Source organism: Gilliamella sp. App2-1 (genome assembly GCF_001690255.1).
Taxonomy (GTDB): Bacteria; Pseudomonadota; Gammaproteobacteria; order Enterobacterales; family Orbaceae; genus Gilliamella; species Gilliamella apicola_G.
The window spans coordinates 1-19,640 of the sequence record NZ_LZGR01000036.1; the positions used below are offsets into that span (position 1 = coordinate 1).

General features: G+C 36.4%; 13 protein-coding genes and 1 CRISPR repeat array. Of the genes, 9 read left to right on the forward strand and 4 right to left on the reverse strand.

Annotated elements, in window-relative coordinates; all coding sequences use genetic code 11:
- The first annotated feature begins 170 nt into the window (after window positions 1–170).
- Window positions 171–628: a CRISPR direct-repeat array (repeat unit 29 nt; unit sequence GTGTTCCCTATATACATAGGGATAAACCG).
- A gap of 75 nt (window positions 629–703) precedes the next feature.
- The gene (gene purL / locus A9G22_RS04835; RefSeq protein WP_075508456.1) at window positions 704–4,606 is read left to right on the forward strand and encodes a phosphoribosylformylglycinamidine synthase; all 3,903 of its coding nucleotides are present in this window, start codon (window positions 704–706) and stop codon (window positions 4,604–4,606) included.
- Window positions 4,607–4,838: 232 nt separating this feature from the next.
- Here the strand turns inward: purL and A9G22_RS04840 are convergent, their stop codons facing one another.
- Entirely contained in the window at window positions 4,839–5,924 is a 1,086-nt protein-coding gene (locus A9G22_RS04840; RefSeq protein ID WP_065586188.1) for a 3-deoxy-7-phosphoheptulonate synthase, read from the reverse strand.
- Window positions 5,925–6,874: 950 nt separating this feature from the next.
- Window positions 6,875–7,954 (reverse strand): 3-dehydroquinate synthase, encoded by a 1,080-nt coding sequence (gene aroB / locus A9G22_RS04845; RefSeq protein WP_065586187.1) that lies wholly within the window; start codon window positions 7,952–7,954, stop codon window positions 6,875–6,877.
- A gap of 87 nt (window positions 7,955–8,041) precedes the next feature.
- Between aroB and A9G22_RS04850 the strand changes: the two genes are divergently transcribed.
- Window positions 8,042–9,679, forward strand: coding sequence for an NAD+ synthase (locus A9G22_RS04850; RefSeq protein WP_442899739.1), 1,638 nt, complete (start codon window positions 8,042–8,044; stop codon window positions 9,677–9,679).
- 23 nt (window positions 9,680–9,702) lie between these two features.
- Window positions 9,703–10,041 (forward strand): nitrogen regulatory protein P-II, encoded by a 339-nt coding sequence (glnB, locus tag A9G22_RS04855; RefSeq protein ID WP_065586186.1) that lies wholly within the window; start codon window positions 9,703–9,705, stop codon window positions 10,039–10,041.
- Between the two features lie 6 nt (window positions 10,042–10,047).
- Here the strand turns inward: glnB and A9G22_RS04860 are convergent, their stop codons facing one another.
- Window positions 10,048–10,689: a hypothetical protein gene (locus tag A9G22_RS04860; RefSeq protein WP_141669979.1), complete on the reverse strand. Its 642-nt coding sequence runs from the start codon at window positions 10,687–10,689 to the stop codon at window positions 10,048–10,050.
- 308 nt (window positions 10,690–10,997) lie between these two features.
- Between A9G22_RS04860 and A9G22_RS04865 the strand changes: the two genes are divergently transcribed.
- A complete protein-coding gene (locus tag A9G22_RS04865; protein WP_065586184.1) occupies window positions 10,998–11,624 on the forward strand; it encodes a TfoX/Sxy family protein in 627 nt (208 codons plus the stop codon).
- A gap of 136 nt (window positions 11,625–11,760) precedes the next feature.
- On the opposite strand, the gene rhlB is transcribed toward A9G22_RS04865, so the two are convergent.
- Entirely contained in the window at window positions 11,761–12,990 is a 1,230-nt protein-coding gene (gene rhlB / locus A9G22_RS04870; RefSeq protein WP_065586183.1) for an ATP-dependent RNA helicase RhlB, read from the reverse strand.
- 151 nt (window positions 12,991–13,141) lie between these two features.
- On the opposite strand from rhlB, the gene trxA reads away from it, so the two are divergent.
- The 5 genes from trxA to nrdG all read left to right on the forward strand — a co-directional run bounded on the left by trxA (window position 13,142) and on the right by nrdG (window position 19,638).
- Window positions 13,142–13,468 (forward strand): thioredoxin TrxA, encoded by a 327-nt coding sequence (trxA, locus tag A9G22_RS04875; RefSeq protein WP_065586182.1) that lies wholly within the window; start codon window positions 13,142–13,144, stop codon window positions 13,466–13,468.
- 351 nt (window positions 13,469–13,819) lie between these two features.
- Window positions 13,820–15,082 carry a transcription termination factor Rho gene (gene rho, locus A9G22_RS04880; protein WP_065586181.1) on the forward strand — a complete coding sequence of 421 codons (1,263 nt, stop codon included), beginning with the start codon at window positions 13,820–13,822 and terminating at the stop codon, window positions 15,080–15,082.
- Window positions 15,083–15,256: 174 nt separating this feature from the next.
- Window positions 15,257–16,672, forward strand: a complete 1,416-nt coding sequence (gene gndA, locus A9G22_RS04885; protein ID WP_065586180.1) for an NADP-dependent phosphogluconate dehydrogenase — start codon at window positions 15,257–15,259, stop codon at window positions 16,670–16,672.
- 351 nt (window positions 16,673–17,023) lie between these two features.
- A complete protein-coding gene (gene nrdD, locus A9G22_RS04890) occupies window positions 17,024–19,159 on the forward strand; it encodes an anaerobic ribonucleoside-triphosphate reductase (protein ID WP_075508457.1) in 2,136 nt (711 codons plus the stop codon).
- Between the two features lie 14 nt (window positions 19,160–19,173).
- Window positions 19,174–19,638 carry an anaerobic ribonucleoside-triphosphate reductase-activating protein gene (gene nrdG / locus A9G22_RS04895; protein ID WP_065586178.1) on the forward strand — a complete coding sequence of 155 codons (465 nt, stop codon included), beginning with the start codon at window positions 19,174–19,176 and terminating at the stop codon, window positions 19,636–19,638.
- Window positions 19,639–19,640: the final 2 nt, after the last annotated feature.

Here is a 19,640-nt window from a genome sequence, read left to right on the forward strand (position 1 = left end):
AAAATTAGTTGGTAAAATAAAAAACGTCCAAAATTCTATTTGTGATTCTTAGTATTAATTTAATAAAAACAACCTATTATAAATTAACTCTTATTTTAAAAATAAGCTAAAAAGTTGGTGGAAATTTGGTTGCCAATATTTTCTTTATAAAACATTATGTTATAATTGGTGTGTTCCCTATATACATAGGGATAAACCGCTAAAATGATTTGCGTTGATGTATCAACTATAGTGTTCCCTATATACATAGGGATAAACCGTCACTTGTTGCTTGAATCCCTGCATCTAATCCGTGTTCCCTATATACATAGGGATAAACCGGGTCTTTCATTCACGCAAACTAAACATGGTTTTGTGTTCCCTATATACATAGGGATAAACCGTTTGTATTTGTATATTACACCATCAGGTACTAGTGTTCCCTATATACATAGGGATAAACCGGGGACAGGCATAAACTACGAAATGATTCGCAGAGTGTTCCCTATATACATAGGGATAAACCGATCAGATAAGCATGATTCGCAGAAATTCAGAAGTGTTCCCTATATACATAGGGATAAACCGCAACAGGACGCGTCATTGATATTGTAGGTAGAGTGTTCCCTATATACATAGAGATAAACCGATAGCCACATTGTTCACTTTCTTTTATAATATTGTTCTATTTTTATCTATGGTTGGCTTAAAAAGAGTAATTGGCATGAAAATTTTAGCTGGTTCTTCTGCTTTGTCTGCATTTCGTATTAGTAAAATCCTATCTGTTTGTCGTGAAAAATCGATTCCTGTGATTAACCTGGATGCACAATATATTCATTTTGTTGATTTGACTGATAAATTGACGGATGAACAACGGTTAACGCTCGATAAATTATTGCAATATGGTCCTAAAACTGCACAAATAAATGTCATAGATAAATCCAGTAAACTACTCTTTTTAGTCACGCCTCGGGCTGGAACGATTTCACCATGGTCATCAAAGGCAACCGATATTGCGCATAATTGTGGATTAACACAGATTCGTCGCATTGAACGCGGTATTGCGTATTATGTCGAAACTCGTTCGCCTTTGACTCAAGTGCAGCAAGTCGCTTTTGAAGCGTTGATTCATGATCGCATGATGGAGACCGTGCTAACTGATTTTGACAAAGTTGAAAAGTTGTTTAAAGTTGACCTACCAGTGCCAATAACCATAATTGATTTATTGGGGCAAGGTCGTAAGGCTTTGGAACGGGCCAATCTTAAATTAGGTTTGGCATTAGCGCCTGATGAAATGGATTATTTAGTTGAAAATTTTGAAAAATTAAAACGAAATCCGACTGATATTGAACTTTATATGTTTGCACAAGCTAACTCTGAGCATTGTCGCCATAAGATTTTTAACGCTGATTGGATTATTGATGGTAAAAAACAGCCTAAATCACTGTTTAAGATGATCAAAAATACTTTTGAACACACCCCTGATTATGTTTCGTCCGCTTATAAAGATAATGCAGCGGTGATGGATGGGTCGAAAGTTGGGCGCTTTTTTGCGGATAATGAGAATAAAACCTACGGCTATCATCAAGAATATGCGGATATTTTAATGAAAGTTGAAACGCATAATCATCCAACTGCCATATCACCTTGGCCGGGTGCAGCAACGGGGAGTGGGGGTGAGATTCGTGATGAGGGTGCAACAGGGCGCGGGGCTAAACCTAAAGCTGGTTTAGTGGGTTTTTCGGTTTCTAACTTGCGGATCCCTAATTTTGAACAACCTTGGGAGCAAGATTTTGGTAAGCCTGATCGTATTGTCAGTGCGTTTGATATTATGATGGAGGGGCCTTTAGGGGGAGCAGCGTTTAATAATGAATTTGGTCGTCCGGCTTTATTGGGTTATTTTCGCACTTATGAAGAGCGAGTAAATAGCCATAATGGCGAAGAAGTGAGAGGTTATCATAAACCGATTATGTTAGCGGGTGGTATGGGTAATATACGTCGTGAACATATCCAAAAAGATGAGTTTCCTGCTGGCGCTAAGCTCATTGTGTTAGGTGGTCCAGCAATGAATATTGGTTTAGGCGGTGGCGCTGCTTCATCTATGACATCAGGTCAATCCGATGCAGATCTGGATTTTGCTTCTGTTCAGCGTGATAACCCTGAAATGGAGCGCCGTTGTCAAGAAGTTATCGATCGTTGCTGGCAACTAGGTGAAGATAACCCTATTTTGTTTATTCATGATGTGGGTGCTGGTGGGTTATCTAATGCGATGCCTGAGCTGGTTAGTGATGGTGGCTGTGGCGGTCAATTTGAGCTCCGAAAAATACTCAGCGATGAGCCGGGTATGTCCCCGTTAGAAATCTGGTGTAATGAATCGCAAGAGCGTTATGTTCTTGCCATCCATTCCAATAAATTGGCATTGTTTGATGAGCTTTGTCAGCGTGAACGAGCGCCTTATGCCGTTATTGGTGAGGCAACAGCAAATAAAGCGCTGTTTTTGCATGATGAGCATTTTAATAATAACCCGATAGACTTGCCACTGGATGTACTGCTTGGTAAAACGCCTAAAATGCAACGTGATGTAAAAACACATCAGGCGCATGGTGATAATTTTTCAACTGCTGATATTAATTTATATGATGCGGTCAAACGGGTTTTACACTTACCAACGGTTGCCGAAAAGACCTTTTTAATTACCATTGGTGATCGCTCTGTGACGGGGATGGTGGTGCGAGATCAAATGGTTGGCCCATGGCAAGTGCCAGTTGCTGATTGTGCGGTTACGACTGCAAGCTTAGATAGCTATTACGGAGAAGCTATGTCAATCGGTGAGCGTGCACCCGTTGCTTTGCTTAACTTTGCCGCCTCGGCAAGGCTTGCCGTTGGTGAGGCGATTACCAATATTGCCGCAACGAATATTGGCGATATCAAACGCATTAAGCTTTCAGCTAACTGGATGGCCGCTGCTGACCATCCGGGCGAAGATGCTGGGCTTTATCAGGCCGTTAAAGCAATAGGTGAAGATCTATGCCCAGCATTGGGACTTGCAATTCCGGTTGGTAAAGATTCGATGTCGATGAAAACCACATGGCAACAAGATGGTGAACAAAAAGCAGTGATATCGCCGTTATCATTGGTGATTTCGGCATTTGCGCGCGTTGAAGATGTGCGTAAAACCGTAACACCACAATTGCGTACCGATCAAGATAATACGTTATTGTTGGTTGATTTATCGAAAGGTCATCAAGCATTAGGGGCAACCGCACTTGCGCAAGTGTATCGTCATTTAGGCCAACAAACAGCGGATGTTCATGATCCTAAAGAGCTGCTTGCTTTTTATCAAGCCATTCAAGCTTTAGTCAGTCAAAATGTGTTGCTGGCTTATCATGATCGTTCCGATGGGGGGCTGTTTGTGACATTAGCCGAGATGGCTTTTGCTGGGCATTGTGGTGTTGATGTTGATATTTCTCAATTAGGCCAAGATGTGATTGCTTCGCTATTTAATGAGGAGCTTGGCGCTGTTATTCAAGTGGCCAATAGTTGTTTAGACGAGGTGAGGGCTTACTTTAAGCAGTTTGGCTTATCCCATGCGGTTCATGCTTTGGGTAGTGCTAAAGCAGGACAACAATTTATTGTGCGTAACAAATCTGCTGTGGTTTATAGTGAGTCGCGCTCAATGTTAAGAACATGGTGGGCCGAAACGACTTGGCAGATGCAACGTTTACGTGACAATCCTGAGTGTGCTGATCAAGAACACCAAGCGAAACAAAATAAAGATGATCCTGGCTTAAATGTGCACTTAACTTTCGACCCACAAACGGATATTGCTGCACCTTATATTGCGAAAGGTGCAAAACCTAAAGTGGCCATTTTGCGTGAACAAGGTGTTAACTCGCATGTCGAGATGGCCGCCGCATTCGATCGAGCTGGTTTTGAGGCCATCGATGTGCATATGACTGATTTACTCTCAGGTCGCATTACACTTAACCAATTTAGTACACTGGTTGCTTGCGGTGGCTTTTCTTATGGTGATGTGTTAGGCGCGGGAGAAGGTTGGGCTAAATCGATTTTATTTAACGAAAAGGTGCGTGATGAATTTGAACGATTTTTTCATCGCCAAGATACGTTATCGTTAGGGGTTTGTAACGGTTGTCAGATGATGTCAAACCTTAAGGATCTGATTCCAGGGGCTGATTTGTGGCCTCGTTTTGTGCGTAATTTGTCAGAACGTTTTGAAGCGCGCTTTAGCTTAGTGCAAATTCAATCAAGCCCTTCGTTGCTATTTACTGATATGGCGGGTTCGCATATGCCAATTGCGGTTTCACACGGCGAAGGGCGTGTTGAGGTTTGTGATGATACGCATCTAACTAATTTAGAAGCATCAGCATTAATAGCGGCATGTTATATTGACCATTATGGCAAAGTAACACAGCAGTACCCTGCCAATCCCAATGGTTCACCAAACGGTATTACTGCGGTGACATCTGAAGATGGGCGAGCAACTATTATGATGCCACATCCAGAAAGGGTATTTAGAACAGTTGCTAATTCATGGCATCCAGATAATTGGGGCGAAGATAGCCCATGGATGAGAATGTTCCGTAATGCTCGTAAGCAGTTAGGTTAACTAACCGATATATCGCTGGTACTATTGTTGGCGATATATTTATCTTCATTTATTTGTTAGGAAATAACTTGTCGTTTTCTTACAAGTAATAAATATTATTTGGGAAAAAATATCGATAAGATTACCGTATTAGCTATATTGAGGATAGGCTATATCTGAAAAGACAGTGTAGTTCATTGGGTGACTGTAGCAAAATCCTCCACCTTTTGAGGCGGAGGAAGATATCAAAAAATTACGCTTTAGGTGGTTGTTTTTGTCTTTCAGTTAGTGGTTTCGCTAACTGGCTATTCATTTTTTGCAACACTTGTTCAGTGGTTTGCCAATTGATACAAGCATCGGTCACTGACACACCATATTTAAAATTTTCTTGTGATTGTTCAGAAGATTGATTGCCTTCAAACAAGTTACTTTCAATCATCACGCCAATAATTGAATTATTACCAAGCTTAATTTGTTCAATAATTGCGTCGGCAACAATCGGTTGATTGCGATAATCTTTATTGGAATTAGCATGGCTACAGTCAATCATTAAGTTAGGTAATAATCCTGCTTTTTGCATTTGAATTTCACATAATGCGACATTTTCAGCATCAAAGTTAGGTGTTTTACCACCACGCAAAATAACATGACCATGTGGATTGCCCATTGTTTGTAAAACGGTCACTTGCCCTTGTTGATTAATGCCTACAAAACGATGAGGCATAGAGGCTGATTTCATGGCGTTAATGGCCACATCCAAACTACCATCTGTCCCATTTTTAAAACCGACAGGCATCGAAAGCCCTGAGGCCATTTCTCGATGAGTTTGTGACTCAGTGGTTCTTGCACCGATTGCAGACCAGCTAATTAAATCAGCGATATATTGTGGTGTATTGGGATCTAATGCTTCGGTTGCAATAGGTAAGCCCATTTCAGCAATATCGAGCAGTAATTTACGTGCTTTTTTTAGTCCATGTTCAATATCAAATGAGCTATCCATATGAGGATCGTTAATCAAACCTTTCCAACCAACAGTGGTTCTTGGTTTTTCAAAATAAACACGCATGACGATAAATAAGTGATCCTTAACTTCGTCTGAGAGTTTTTTTAATTTATGCGCATATTCAAGTGCTGCAATAGGATCATGAATAGAGCAAGGACCACAGACGATAAGTAATCGGTGATCTCGCCTTTCTAAAATATCCACAACAGTTTGACGAGATGAAGCTATTTGATTTTTTAAATCTTCAGAAAGAGGATAAAGCTGTTTAATTTCTTCGGGGGTGATTAACATGTGTTCGTCTCGGATTCGGACATTATTTAGGGTATCTTTTAACATTTTTATTTTCCTTGTTAAAATCATTTAAACTTTATATGTAAAATATTAATTACATAAACGTTTATTATGTAAACACAAAATTACATAATAGTAAATGAAATTTTAGCTGTTTATTAAATGATTCATTTTTATATTTTGTAATTTGATAAAAAGGTACTTGCAAAACGGGTATCTAAGCAAGCTAAATATAAAATTGTGTAATCAAATGTTTACATTTCGATAGGTTGCAGGAAAATACCGGGTTGTTTACACTTCATGATTAAAATAATTCGCTAACAGTGCATAAAGCGTTTTACTTGAAATCGCATTATATGGTTTAAACGTATTATAAAAGGTAATAAATCGCTTAACCTTTTATTTTCTATCTTTTGAATTGCTAACTATTGTTGATTATGCTACTTCTTCATAAATTTCCGTATCAGGTTTTCGGTCTTGCCATTCGTTTGTGGGCAGGCAGGCTTATTAAATTTTTGACCGACACAATTCATGTAGAAAATTACGCTGTCTGTTTTTAGTGTTTTATATTTAATAAATGGCATATTATTGAATGCCTCATGGGGTCTTTCGGTGTTATAAATGAAATGTTCTAAATAAAAGAGGTCAAATGTCACCCAAATAGGTTTTTTATCACGTTTAGCTTGGTATCTTAATTTATTTTCAATGGACTTTTGAACTTTAACCAGATGTTTAATGTCATAAATGATGGTTTCATAACGTTAGTTCTTACGGGTTAAAGGGACGAATAACCTCAATAGGGCTTTTTTAGCACGTTATAAATGGTCGAACGATTGATCATAATATGTTTAGACAAATCAGTGACGGTTATTTTTCTTTATGATATAAGCGCCATATCGCTTGTTTGTGATACGGCGTTAGTTTTGTGATGTATATTCATTAACGTAGCTTCTTAACTTACTGTCAACGATGCAACTAGTTTTATCAATCATTGATTAAGTCAGTTTTATAGATTGAAATACCACGTCTTTATCAATGCCATCCATCACTTCAGCATGCCCAATTTTAGTGGGTACAACTAGCCGTAATTGTCCTGATAGTACTTTTTTGTCTCGTAACATGTGTGGTAGGTAAGATTCAATCGGCATTGTTGTTGGTCTGTTAACTGGTAGCTTAGCGCGAATTAATAAGTTTTTAATCCGTTCAATATCTGCTTGGGTTAATTTGCCAAGTAATTTTGCGGTTTGTGCAGCCATTAGCATACCGACACTGACGGCTTCGCCATGTAGCCAGTTTCCATAGCCTAATTCTGCTTCTATCGCATGGCCATAAGTATGACCAAGATTTAAAATAGCGCGCATGTCTTGTTCAGTCTCATCAGCAGCCACCACTTTTGCTTTTAGTTCGCAGCAATGGTAAATACAGTAACTTAATGCGTTAACATCTAAATTTAATAAATCTTCTATATGCTGTTCTAGCCAATTAAAAAATTCGGAGTCTAAAATAATACCGTATTTTATCACTTCAGCAAGTCCTGCCGAAAGTTCTCGTTGCGGTAATGTTTTTAAACAATGGAGATCAATGACAACTGATTGCGGTTGATAAAATGCGCCAATCATATTTTTACCCAGTGGATGATTAATCGCGGTTTTGCCACCTACAGATGAGTCAACTTGGGACAGTAGTGTGGTGGGTACTTGAATAAACTTAATGCCACGTTGATAAGCTGAAGCGGCAAATCCAGCAACATCACCAATTACGCCTCCACCTAATGCAATCAGTATTGAGCTTCGGGTATGATTATGGGCAAGCAAGGCTGTGAGTATCATATTCCATGTTTCCATCGTTTTATACTGCTCACCATCAGGAACAACGACTGACTCGGTCCTTATACCATGCTTTTCAAGCATATCAATTAATGTTTGTAAATAAAGGGGCGCGATAGTTTCATTCGTAGCAATGAGCACGCGTTGACCAGCTTGGAGTTTAAAATGTTGAAATTTGCTTAGTAGATTTTCACCAATAGTGATTGGGTAACTGCGTTTAGCTAATGCCACATTTAATATTTTTTGCATAATAATTTCCAGATAAGTCAAAGCCAATTTATTATTGCATGTTAGCGATAAAAAAGTGGCAGTGCAACTTAGAATCATTTAAACTTAATGATAATTTCGATTTGTGATATTAAATTTTATATGTCTTTATCTATTGTTTTAGCACAAAAAAATTGGCGTGTGGGCGATATTGAAGGGAACGCTCAACAGATTATTGAATTGATAAATAGCCACTCATCCGATGATCTCATTATTTTTTCAGAACTTGCTTTGTGTGGGTATCCACCCGAAGATTTAATTTTCCGTGTGGATTTTAAAGAACGTTGTCAAAACGCATTGTCATTAATTCAACAAGCAAGTATACAGTGTGCAGTCGTTGTTGGTCATCCGCATTGGCAAGATCAAAATATTTATAACGCACTTTCCTTTTTCTGTGATGGAAAATTGTTAGCTCGCTATCATAAACAATGGCTACCTAATTATGATGTATTTGATGAAAAGCGTTATTTTTCTGCTGACAATCAAACTTGCGCAGTCAATTTTAAAGGTCAAAAGATTGGTTTGTTAATTTGTGAAGATCTTTGGCAAAATCAGCCAATCGATGATATTAAACAAGCTCAAGTTGATTTTGTGGTGGCAATTAATGCTTCGCCATATGATTATGAAAAACAGCAACAACGATATAATTTAGTTAAACAGCATGCAAAACGCACCGGTTTAGCCATTGTTTATGTCAACCAAGTTGGGGGGCAAGATGAGTTAGTCTTTGACGGTGGATCTTTTGTTTGTAATGAAGACGGTAGAATTGTTTGTCAGCTAAATTCATTTGAAGAACAAGTTGTCGCTTTTGAATTGGGTATAAATCATCCCGCGATAATTGATAAGAGTGAAAATAATCCACTAGCTTCAGTTTATGATGCATTGGTACTTGCAACTCGCGATTATGTGACTAAAAATGGCTTCCAAGGCGCCGTATTAGGGCTTTCTGGCGGTATTGATTCTGCTTTAACCCTTACTATTGCGGTTGATGCTTTAGGTAAAGATAAAGTGCAAGCGGTAATGATGCCATTTCGTTATACCGCCGATATTAGTATTGCAGATGCCAAAGAAGAAGCTGAAATATTAGGGGTTGAATTTGATATTGTTTCAATTGAACCGATGTTTGATGCGTTTATGTCATCTTTAAGCCCAATGTTTTTAGACACACAAAAAGATACAACAGAAGAAAACCTGCAAGCCCGCTGCCGTGGTGTTATTTTAATGGCACTATCAAATAAACATCGTAGTCTGGTACTAACAACGGGTAATAAAAGTGAAATGTCGGTAGGTTATGCAACCCTTTATGGTGATATGGCTGGTGGTTTTGATGTATTGAAAGATGTACCTAAAACTATGGTGTTTGCATTGTCAAAATATCGAAATACGCGTTCGTATGTTATTCCTGAGAGAGTAATAACACGACCACCTTCAGCGGAGTTAGCACCTGATCAGAAAGATGAAGATAGCTTACCGCCTTACGATATTTTAGATGGAGTTTTGAAAGGTTATGTTGAACACGATCTTTCCATTGAACAACTTATTGCACAAGGTTATGATGAGGCGACAGTAAGACGTGTTATTAAATTGGTGGATATGAATGAGTACAAACGACGTCAATCAGCAGTTGGTCCTAAAATCACCACTCGTAACTTTGGTAAAGGTCGTCGTTATCCAATCACTTCTGCTTTTGGTTTTAAAAATTGGTAATCTCGAATTAAGGGAAAATAGATATGAAAAAAATTGAAGCAATTATTAAACCATTCAAATTAGATGATATTCGAGAAGCGCTTGCTGATCAAGGTATTACCGGTATGACAGTTACTGAGGTTAAAGGTTTTGGGCGGCAAAAAGGCCATACCGAGCTTTATCGAGGTGCGGAATATATGGTTGATTTTTTGCCGAAAGTAAAAATTGAACTTATTGTTCCCGATGATATTTTAGAAATGTGTATTGAAACTATTATGAAAACAGCACAAACAGGTAAAATCGGAGATGGAAAAATTTTTGTTTATAATGTTGAGCAAGTTATTCGTATCCGTACTGGCGAAATGGATGAATCTGCCATTTAGTTTAACTTATTGAATGTCAGGCCGCTCTTGTCTGAGTAATTCAGCAGTCACAAAACCTTGAATCGAACAAATAAGAAGGTTCATATTTGAACCTGTTTCAAGTAATAGTAGTTTTTCGGTTGTATCCGGTGCTGGGATCGTTTTTACACCAACAACAGTGCCAGTATTTTTATGCCAGACTTGAATGTTATCATCTATATTGCGAATCATTGGATTCCCAATATAGAGAAGGTTATCCTCCATATTTTTCCAATCTATAAAATTCAATGCCTCTTTAATTTGATTTATATCATTATCGATAATAAATCCCCAGAAATAATATTTTCCTATTTTTCCAAGATCCATTGCATTATCGTAATAGCCTGTGATTGTTAAGTTTTTATAAGTCATGGGAGTTTTGAAATAAACATAGTTTTTGGCTATATCAGAACGATTTTCGACAGGAATATAAGCTTGGTTTTGGTTAAAAAGCTTAATGTGAGTATATTTCTCTAATTCATCTTTATTGTTATAAATGTTTCTAAAAAAGTCAGATGTGCAAAGTGTTAACGAATCAATTAATGGTAACTTATCGGCAGACGCGACAAAAGAGTAAAACATAAAAAGTAAAGCAATAATGTTTTTTATCATGTTGATTGAATTTGACAAAAATGAAGTACCATTAAATTAGTTGGCCATGATTGTATAATTATTACGACAGAATAACAATGTTAAAGCTATTTTTCTTTTTAAACATTATTAAGATTTGTTTTTCTTGATGGTGTCTTTTACAAAAATTAATTTAATCTCACAAAATTATAATTTATCAAGTAATAATATACTTAATGTTTATATATGGAATGCAGATCGCATAATTATGAATTTATTTGGAAATAGTTTGAATATAGAATCACTATAATTTAGATTAATCGATAAGTTACTTTAGTTACTTAATAAAGTTTAGATGGAAATTAATTATGTGCTCAATATTTGCAAATCGAATTTTAACAGAGCTTTCTGATGTTAAAGATATTTCAATTAAAACATTTTTTGGAGGATTTAGCGTTAATAGTAAGGATATAATGTTTGGTTGGATTAGTCAGAAAGATTTTTATTTAAGGGGACATCCTGATTATCGCTCATTGTTTATTAATTTAGGTATGCAGCCGTTAAGTATAACAACAGGTATGTCAAATAAATTACTTGATTATTATAAAGTTGATGATGAGCTTTTTAATGATCATGAAAAATTGCTAGCTATGATAAACATGGTGATCAAATACACTATAAAAGAGCAAGATGAAAAAAATGAAATTAAAGCAAAACGAATAAAAGAGCTGCCAAATATGACTTTGTCATTAGAAAGATTATTATGTAGCGTCGGGATCAAAGATGTCGAAACACTTCAAAAAGTAGGGTATTTAAATGCGTATTTTAAAATAAAACAGAAAAAAGAGGCTATTTCAATTAATATATTATTTATCTTATATAGTTCATTACATCGATTTCATGTTGCTACCTTATCGCAGGAAACTAAAAAAGAAATTGAGCTTGAATATCAAAGTTTCTTAAAGCAGATGGATCATGATTCATATAAAGAATAGATTTGGATCGCAGTATTAATAAGGCATATTAACAATACAATCATAAAAAGCTATCTAAAATTAGTGTATAGTAAAGCATAATTACTTTAACTAGTTTTTTATGATTGATGTTATTTTTATCTGCCTTTTTATTTAGTTAGTTTGAATTTTTTCTACGTGGTGGCCGTCTAAAAGGTTTTGGGATTGGTAAATCAACCAATAATGCAGAAGGGTCATACTGGCTAACTGGAATAGCATGATCAATTGCTTTTTCAATAGCAGGTAAGTTTTGTGAATAACGTTCACAGGCTAGTGAAATCGAATAACCTTTTGCTCCAGCTCGCCCTGTTCGCCCAATTCGATGACGATAATCATCACAATCGTCTGGTAGATCATAGTTGAATACGTGAGTAACATTTGGTATGTGCAATCCTCTAGCTGCGACATCGGTGGCGACTAAAATATCAAGATGACCTTGGGTAAATTGTTCTAAAATTGATAAACGTTTTTTCTGGGCAATATCGCCGGTCAATAATCCAACACGATGACCATCAACAAAGAGATGTCGCCAAATCTTTTCACAAGTCACTTTGGTATTGGCAAACACAATACAGCGATCAGGCCATTCTTCCTCAATGAGAGTTTGCAAAAGTGCTAATTTATCTTTATTAGAAGGGAAAAATAGCTCTTCTTTGATTCGATGACCAATTTTTTGCTCTGGTTCAACTTCGACATACTGGGGATTGTTCATATGTTCAAAGGCTAATTCACGCACGCTATGCGTTAATGTTGCAGAAAACAACATAGTTAACCTTTTTTGCGGTGGAGTCATATGTTTAAAGATCCAACGTATATCGCGGATAAACCCTAAATCAAACATGCGATCCGCTTCGTCTAACACAACAACTTGAATTGAGTCTAAATTAACGTAATTTTGCTTCGCATAATCAATCAATCGCCCTGTTGTTGCAATTAAAATATCGACTCCTGTGGAGATCATTTTTAATTGTTTATCATAGCCATCGCCACCAAAAGCTAATCCTAATTGTAAACCTGTTTCTTTAGATAATAGTTCAGCATCATGATAAATTTGCACAACTAATTCTCGCGTTGGTGCAATAATGATAGCTCTTGGTTGATTGGTTTGATGATCGGGTAAAGGTTCATGATTCAACAAGTGATTAAATGTTGATGCCAAAAATGCCATGGTTTTGCCTGTACCTGTTTGCCCTTGTCCAGCAATATCAATTCCTTTAGTGGTTAGTGGTAAAGTTTTTTCTTGGATAGGAGTACAATAAACAAACTCCTTTTTATTAAGCGCTTTTAACACTAAAGGATGAAGAGGGAATTGGCTAAAAGTTGTTTGGGTAAAATATGATTGAATCATTATGGTTGCAAATATAATTATCAGAATTGTGAGATTATAACACACTAAATACAGTGACATCACTAATAATTATGCCCTATTATACTAATTACTAGTAGTGAAATTTAAAGTAATCTATTATGGATTTAGTTAAAAAGTGTTGGAGATAAAAATGAGTAATAATATCGTTCAGTTATCGGAAGTAACCTTCGATAAAACAGTCAATGAATCAGCAAAACCAGTACTCGTTGATTTTTGGGCTCCATGGTGTGGGCCTTGTAAAATGGTTGCTCCAATTTTGGAAGAAATAGTTGAAGAATATGGCGATAAGATCGTTATCGCTAAATTAAATGTTGAAGAAAATCCTAATATAGCGCCTAAATTTGGCATTCGAGGTATACCTACTTTATTGATTTTTAAAAATGGGCAAGTTGTTGCGTCTCAAGTTGGGGCTTTATCTAAAGTTCAACTTAAAAATTTCATAGAACCTCAATTATAACAAATATCATATATCTAATAAGAATAGCTAAACTAAAAGAGTAATAATTTACTCTTTTTTTGTTAGATTTAGTGATCTATTAATAACTAATTCAATTAAATATAGACATATTAATGTTTTTAGTGTAAATTGCTAACCTCTTACAATATTCCTTTCTACAATTCATTGTTTTTATTGGTAAAGTGGTGAAAATCTATATTCATATCTTCAATTATCATCAAAAGCTAAGTAATCGATTGAATTTATGTGTTGTAAGTAGAGAGAAATTTTTTATAAGTAAATGGAACGAATATACAAAAATAATATTAAATTGCAAACATATCAACTTTATCCTCAAGAATTTTTAAAATTATGAATTTAACTGAATTAAAAGACACTTCTGTTTCCGAGCTTGTCGCGCTTGGTGAAAAAAAAATGGGGCTTGAAAATCTTGCTCGCCTTAGAAAACAAGACATTATTTTTGCAATTTTAAAGCAACATGCAAAAAGTGGTGAAGATATCTTTGGTGATGGCGTACTGGAAATTTTGCAAGATGGATTTGGCTTTTTGCGTTCAGCCGATAGCTCTTATTTAGCTGGGCCTGATGATATCTATGTGTCACCAAGTCAGATTCGACGATTTAATTTAAGGACTGGTGATACCATTGCGGGTAAAATCCGCCCACCAAAAGAAGGTGAGCGTTATTTTGCTTTATTAAAAGTTAACGAAGTTAATCACGATAAGCCAGAAGATGCCCGCAATAAAATTCTATTCGAAAACTTAACGCCACTTCATCCAAATTCCCGTTTACGAATGGAAAGAGGTAATGGTTCAACCGAAGATATCACAGCAAGGGTACTCGATTTGGCATCGCCAATAGGTAAAGGTCAACGTGGTTTGATTGTTGCGCCGCCAAAAGCAGGTAAAACAATGCTTTTGCAAAATATTGCTCAAAGTCTAGCAGTCAATCATCCTGAATGTGAATTAGTGGTATTGATGATTGATGAACGCCCTGAAGAAGTGACTGAAATGCAGCGTTTAGTTAAAGGCGAAGTTGTTGCGTCGACATTTGATGAACCAGCAGCAAGGCACGTTCAAGTCGCTGAAATGGTTATTGAGCGTGCAAAACGTTTGGTTGAACATAAAAAAGATGTGATTATTTTATTAGACTCAATCACCCGCTTGGCTCGTGCATACAATACGGTTGTTCCATCATCCGGTAAAGTATTAACTGGTGGTGTCGATGCTAATGCGTTACATCGTCCAAAACGCTTTTTTGGAGCTGCCCGTAATGTAGAAGAAGGCGGTAGTTTGACAATTATTGCAACTGCACTGATTGATACGGGGTCTAAAATGGACGAGGTTATCTACGAAGAGTTCAAAGGTACGGGGAATATGGAAGTCCATTTATCTCGTAAAATTGCTGAACGTCGTGTGTTCCCAGCCATAGACTTTAACCGTTCTGGTACCCGTAAAGAAGATTTAATGACTTCACCAGATGAACTACAAAAAATGTGGATTTTACGCAAAATTCTTAACCCAATGGGCGAAACTGATGCGATGGAATTTTTGATTGACAAACTTGCCATGACTAAGACCAACGATGAGTTTTTCGAAATGATGAAGCGTTCATGATTTACTCAGTTGTTAGTAAATATCATTAAAGTAATGAAAAAGAGCCGTATTATATTCTGATACGGCTTTTTTTATGGCAAAATATAGCGTAATTTATAAAACTTAATTAAGTTTTAGATGTTGTTAAAAAACCTTATGGTTAAGGTTATAAAGGTTTAATAAAGGAGCCAACTCATGTCAAAACAACAAATCGGTGTTATTGGAATGGCAGTTATGGGGCGAAATCTTGCGCTCAATATTGAAAGTCGTGGATTTTCTGTTGCTATTTATAATCGTTCTAAAGATAAAACAGAGCAAGTCATGACTGAACATTCTGATAAAAAATTGGTTCCTTATTTTACCATTGAAGATTTCGTCAATTCTTTAGAAAAACCACGTCGTATCCTAATTATGGTTCAAGCAGGTAAAGGTACTGATGCTGTAATTGATGAACTACGCCCACTTTTAGATAAAGGCGATATTATTATCGATGGAGGTAATGCTTATTTTGAAGACACAATTCGTCGTAATAAAATGTTATCAGCTGAAGGGTTTAACTTTATTGGTGCGGGTGTTTCTGGTGGTGAAGAGGGTGCACTTAAGGGGCCATCAATTATGCCGGGTGGACAAAAAGAGGCTTATGAATTAGTTGCACCTATATTAGAGCAAATTGCCGCTAAGGCTAGTGGTGAACCTTGTGTGACTTATATCGGCCCAAATGGGGCAGGCCATTATGTGAAAATGGCTCACAATGGTATTGAGTATGGCGATATGCAACTCATAGCTGAAAGCTATTCTATATTAAAACATGCTGGTGATTTAACTAATGATGAACTTGCTGACGTGTTTACCGATTGGAATAAAGGTGAATTAGACAGTTATTTGATCGAAATTACCGCCGATATTTTCAAACATAAAGACGAAGAAGGTAATTATTTAGTTGATGTGATTTTAGATGCTGCAGGCAATAAAGGTACAGGTAAATGGACCAGCCAGAGTGCGTTAGATTTAGGTGAGCCTTTATCATTAATCACTGAGTCTGTATTTGCTCGTTATTTATCAGCTATTAAAGATCAGCGAGTCGTGGCCGCAAAATTATTAAAAGGTCCTGAAAAACAGTCTTATAGTGGCGATAAGAAAGAACTGATAGAGAAAGTTCGTAAGGCGCTATATATGGGGAAAATTATTTCTTATGCACAAGGTTTTGCTCAGTTGAAAGCCGCATCCCATAAATATCAATGGAATTTGAATTATGGTGAAATAGCTAAAATTTTTAGGGCAGGTTGTATTATTCGTGCGCAATTTTTACAAAAAATTACGGACGCTTATGCTGAAAATAACGAGATTGATAATTTGTTGCTAGCCCCTTATTTCAATAAAACGGCAGAAGCTTATCAACAATCATTGCGTGATGTGGTGTCTTTAGCCGTACAACAAGGTATTGCTGTTCCAACACTTTCGGCGGCTATTACTTATTATGATAGCTATCGTTCGGCGGTATTACCCGCTAATTTGATTCAAGCACAACGAGATTATTTTGGTGCTCATACTTATCAACGTATTGATAAAGAAGGTGTGTTCCATACGGATTGGCTAAATATTGAATCATAATTTGTTTGATTAATAATCTTATTTTGGTATACAAAAGTGCAAGGCTTACTTGCACTTTTGTATATTTGTTTTTCTAGTGGATTTATTTCTTTTTTTCCCGTCTTATATCTTAGTATTTCATAAATGCTTGTCATTATTGACTTTAAACTTGTCAAGTTATTTTATTTATTAAAAAACCTAGAAAAACACTATATATGGTGTATAATTTTAAAATAAATACTATATATAGTATTTATTTAAGCGATGTGAAAACTCAGTTTTATATCATACAAGCGTAATAATTACAGGAATATTTTTAGTGATATAAAACCTATGCCAATTGCTAATTATTAATGAATATTGAGGAGATGTATGCCTGTTGTAATTAAACGTGATGGTTGTCAAACTGCATTTAATGAGACTCGAATCAAAGATGCCATTGTCAAAGCTGCAGTGGCGGCCAATGTACATGATCCAGATTATTGTGCAGCGGTTGCTCGTATTGTTACCAATCAAATGAGTGAGCGAGAAAGAGTTGATATTAACGAAATTCAAAATGCAGTTGAAAATCAGTTGATGTCAGGCCCCTATAAAAAATTAGCAAGAACTTATATTGAGTATCGCCACGATCGTGATCGCGCTCGTGAAGAACGTAGCCGGCTAAATCAAGATATTCGTGGACTAATTGAGCAAAGTAACGTTGCTATTTTAAATGAAAATGCTAATAAAGATAGTAAAGTTATTCCAACTCAACGTGATTTACTCGCTGGTATTGTGGCAAGGCATTATGCTAAACAATATTTATTACCAAAAGACATTGCACACGCCCATGATTGTGGTGAAATTCATTATCATGATTTAGATTATGCACCATTCTTTCCGATGTTTAACTGTATGTTAATTGATTTGGATGATATGCTAACTAACGGATTTAAAATGGGTAATGCTGAAATTGAGCCACCAAAATCAATTGCAACAGCGACAGCGGTAACTGCACAAATTATTGCTCAAGTCGCTAGCCATATTTATGGTGGGACGACTATTAATCGCATCGATGAAGTTTTAGCAAAATTTGTGACCATTAGTTATAACAAACATAAACAAGTGGCTGAGGAATGGAATATTCCAAGTCCAGTGGCTTATGCTGAAAGTCGTACCCAAAAAGAGTGTTATGATGCATTTCAATCTCTAGAATATGAAGTTAATACCTTACACACCGCTAATGGTCAAACCCCGTTCGTTACTTTTGGCTTTGGCTTGGGAACTAGTTGGGAATCACGTTTAATTCAAGAGTCTATTTTAAAAGTTCGGATTAAAGGGCTAGGTAAAAATCATAAAACGGCTGTTTTCCCGAAATTGGTTTTTGCAATTAAAGAGGGTATTAATCATAAACCAGGCGATGCAAATTATGATATTAAACAACTTGCTTTAGAGTGCGCTAGTAAACGTATGTACCCAGATATTCTAAATTATGATAAAGTTATTGAGGTGACTGGCTCATTTAAAACACCAATGGGCTGCCGAAGCTTTTTAGGTGTTTATGAAGAAGAGGGGCAATTAATTCATGATGGTCGTAATAATTTAGGTGTAATTAGTCTAAACTTGCCGCGTATAGCGATTGAAGCTAAAGGCGATGAAATGCGTTTTTGGGAAATTTTAGATAATCGTTTAGCGCTATGTAAAAAAGCGTTAATGACGCGTATTGCTCGACTTGATAGCGTAAAAGCACGTGTAGCTCCTATTTTATACATGGAAGGCGCTTGTGGTGTGAGACTTAACGAAGACGATAGTGTTTCTGAAATTTTCAAAAATGGTCGTGCTTCAATCTCTTTAGGTTATATTGGAATCCATGAAACCTTAAATGCACTTTACGGATCCCAAACTCACCCTTTTGATAGTGATAAATTACGCGAAAAAGGGATAGAAATTGTTGAGCGCTTACGTAAGGCGGTAGATCAATGGAAGGAAGAAACTGGTTATGGTTTTAGTTTGTATAGCACACCAAGTGAAAACTTATGTGATCGATTCTGCCGACTTGATACTGCTGAATTTGGAGCGATTCCTGGCGTCACAGATAAAGGTTATTATACAAATAGTTTTCATCTTGATGTTGAAAAGAAAGTTAATCCGTATGAAAAAATCGAATTTGAAAAACTTTATCCTTCTGTCGCAAATGGGGGATTTATCTGCTATGGTGAGTATCCAAATATGATTAATAATATCAAGGCATTAGAGGACGTTTGGGATTACAGTTATACTCGAGTGCCTTATTATGGAACTAACACGCCAATTGATGAATGTTATGAATGTGGCTATACAGGTGAATTTTCATGCACTAGTAAAGGTTTTGTATGTCCAAGCTGTGGTAATCATGATTCTTCAAAAGTGTCTGTTACTCGCCGTGTTTGTGGATATTTAGGTAGTCCTGATGCTCGTCCATTTAATGCAGGTAAACAAGAAGAGGTAAAACGTCGCGTCAAACATTTGAATAATGGCCAAATTGGTTAATAAATACAATATTTATGAATTATCATCGTTATTATCCTGTCGATGTTGTTAATGGAGAGGGAACTCGCTGTGTGCTTTTTGTTGCAGGTTGTGTACATCAGTGCCCTGGCTGCTTTAACAAAAGTACATGGGGAGTAAATTCTGGTTTGCCATTTACGCAATCGCTTGAAGATCAAATTATCAAAGATTTACAAGACACTGAGATAAAACGGCAAGGATTATCGTTATCTGGCGGTGATCCTTTGCATCCACAAAATGTGTCAACGATATTAAGACTGGTTCAACGTGTTAAATCCGAGTGTGATAGTAAAGATATCTGGCTTTGGACGGGGTATAAACTTAATGAGTTAACCGTCGAACAACAAGCCGTTATTCCTTACATTGATGTGCTAATTGATGGAAAATTTATACAAGAACTTGCTGATCCACGCTTATTGTGGCGAGGAAGCAGCAATCAAGTTATTTATCGTTTTAAATAAAA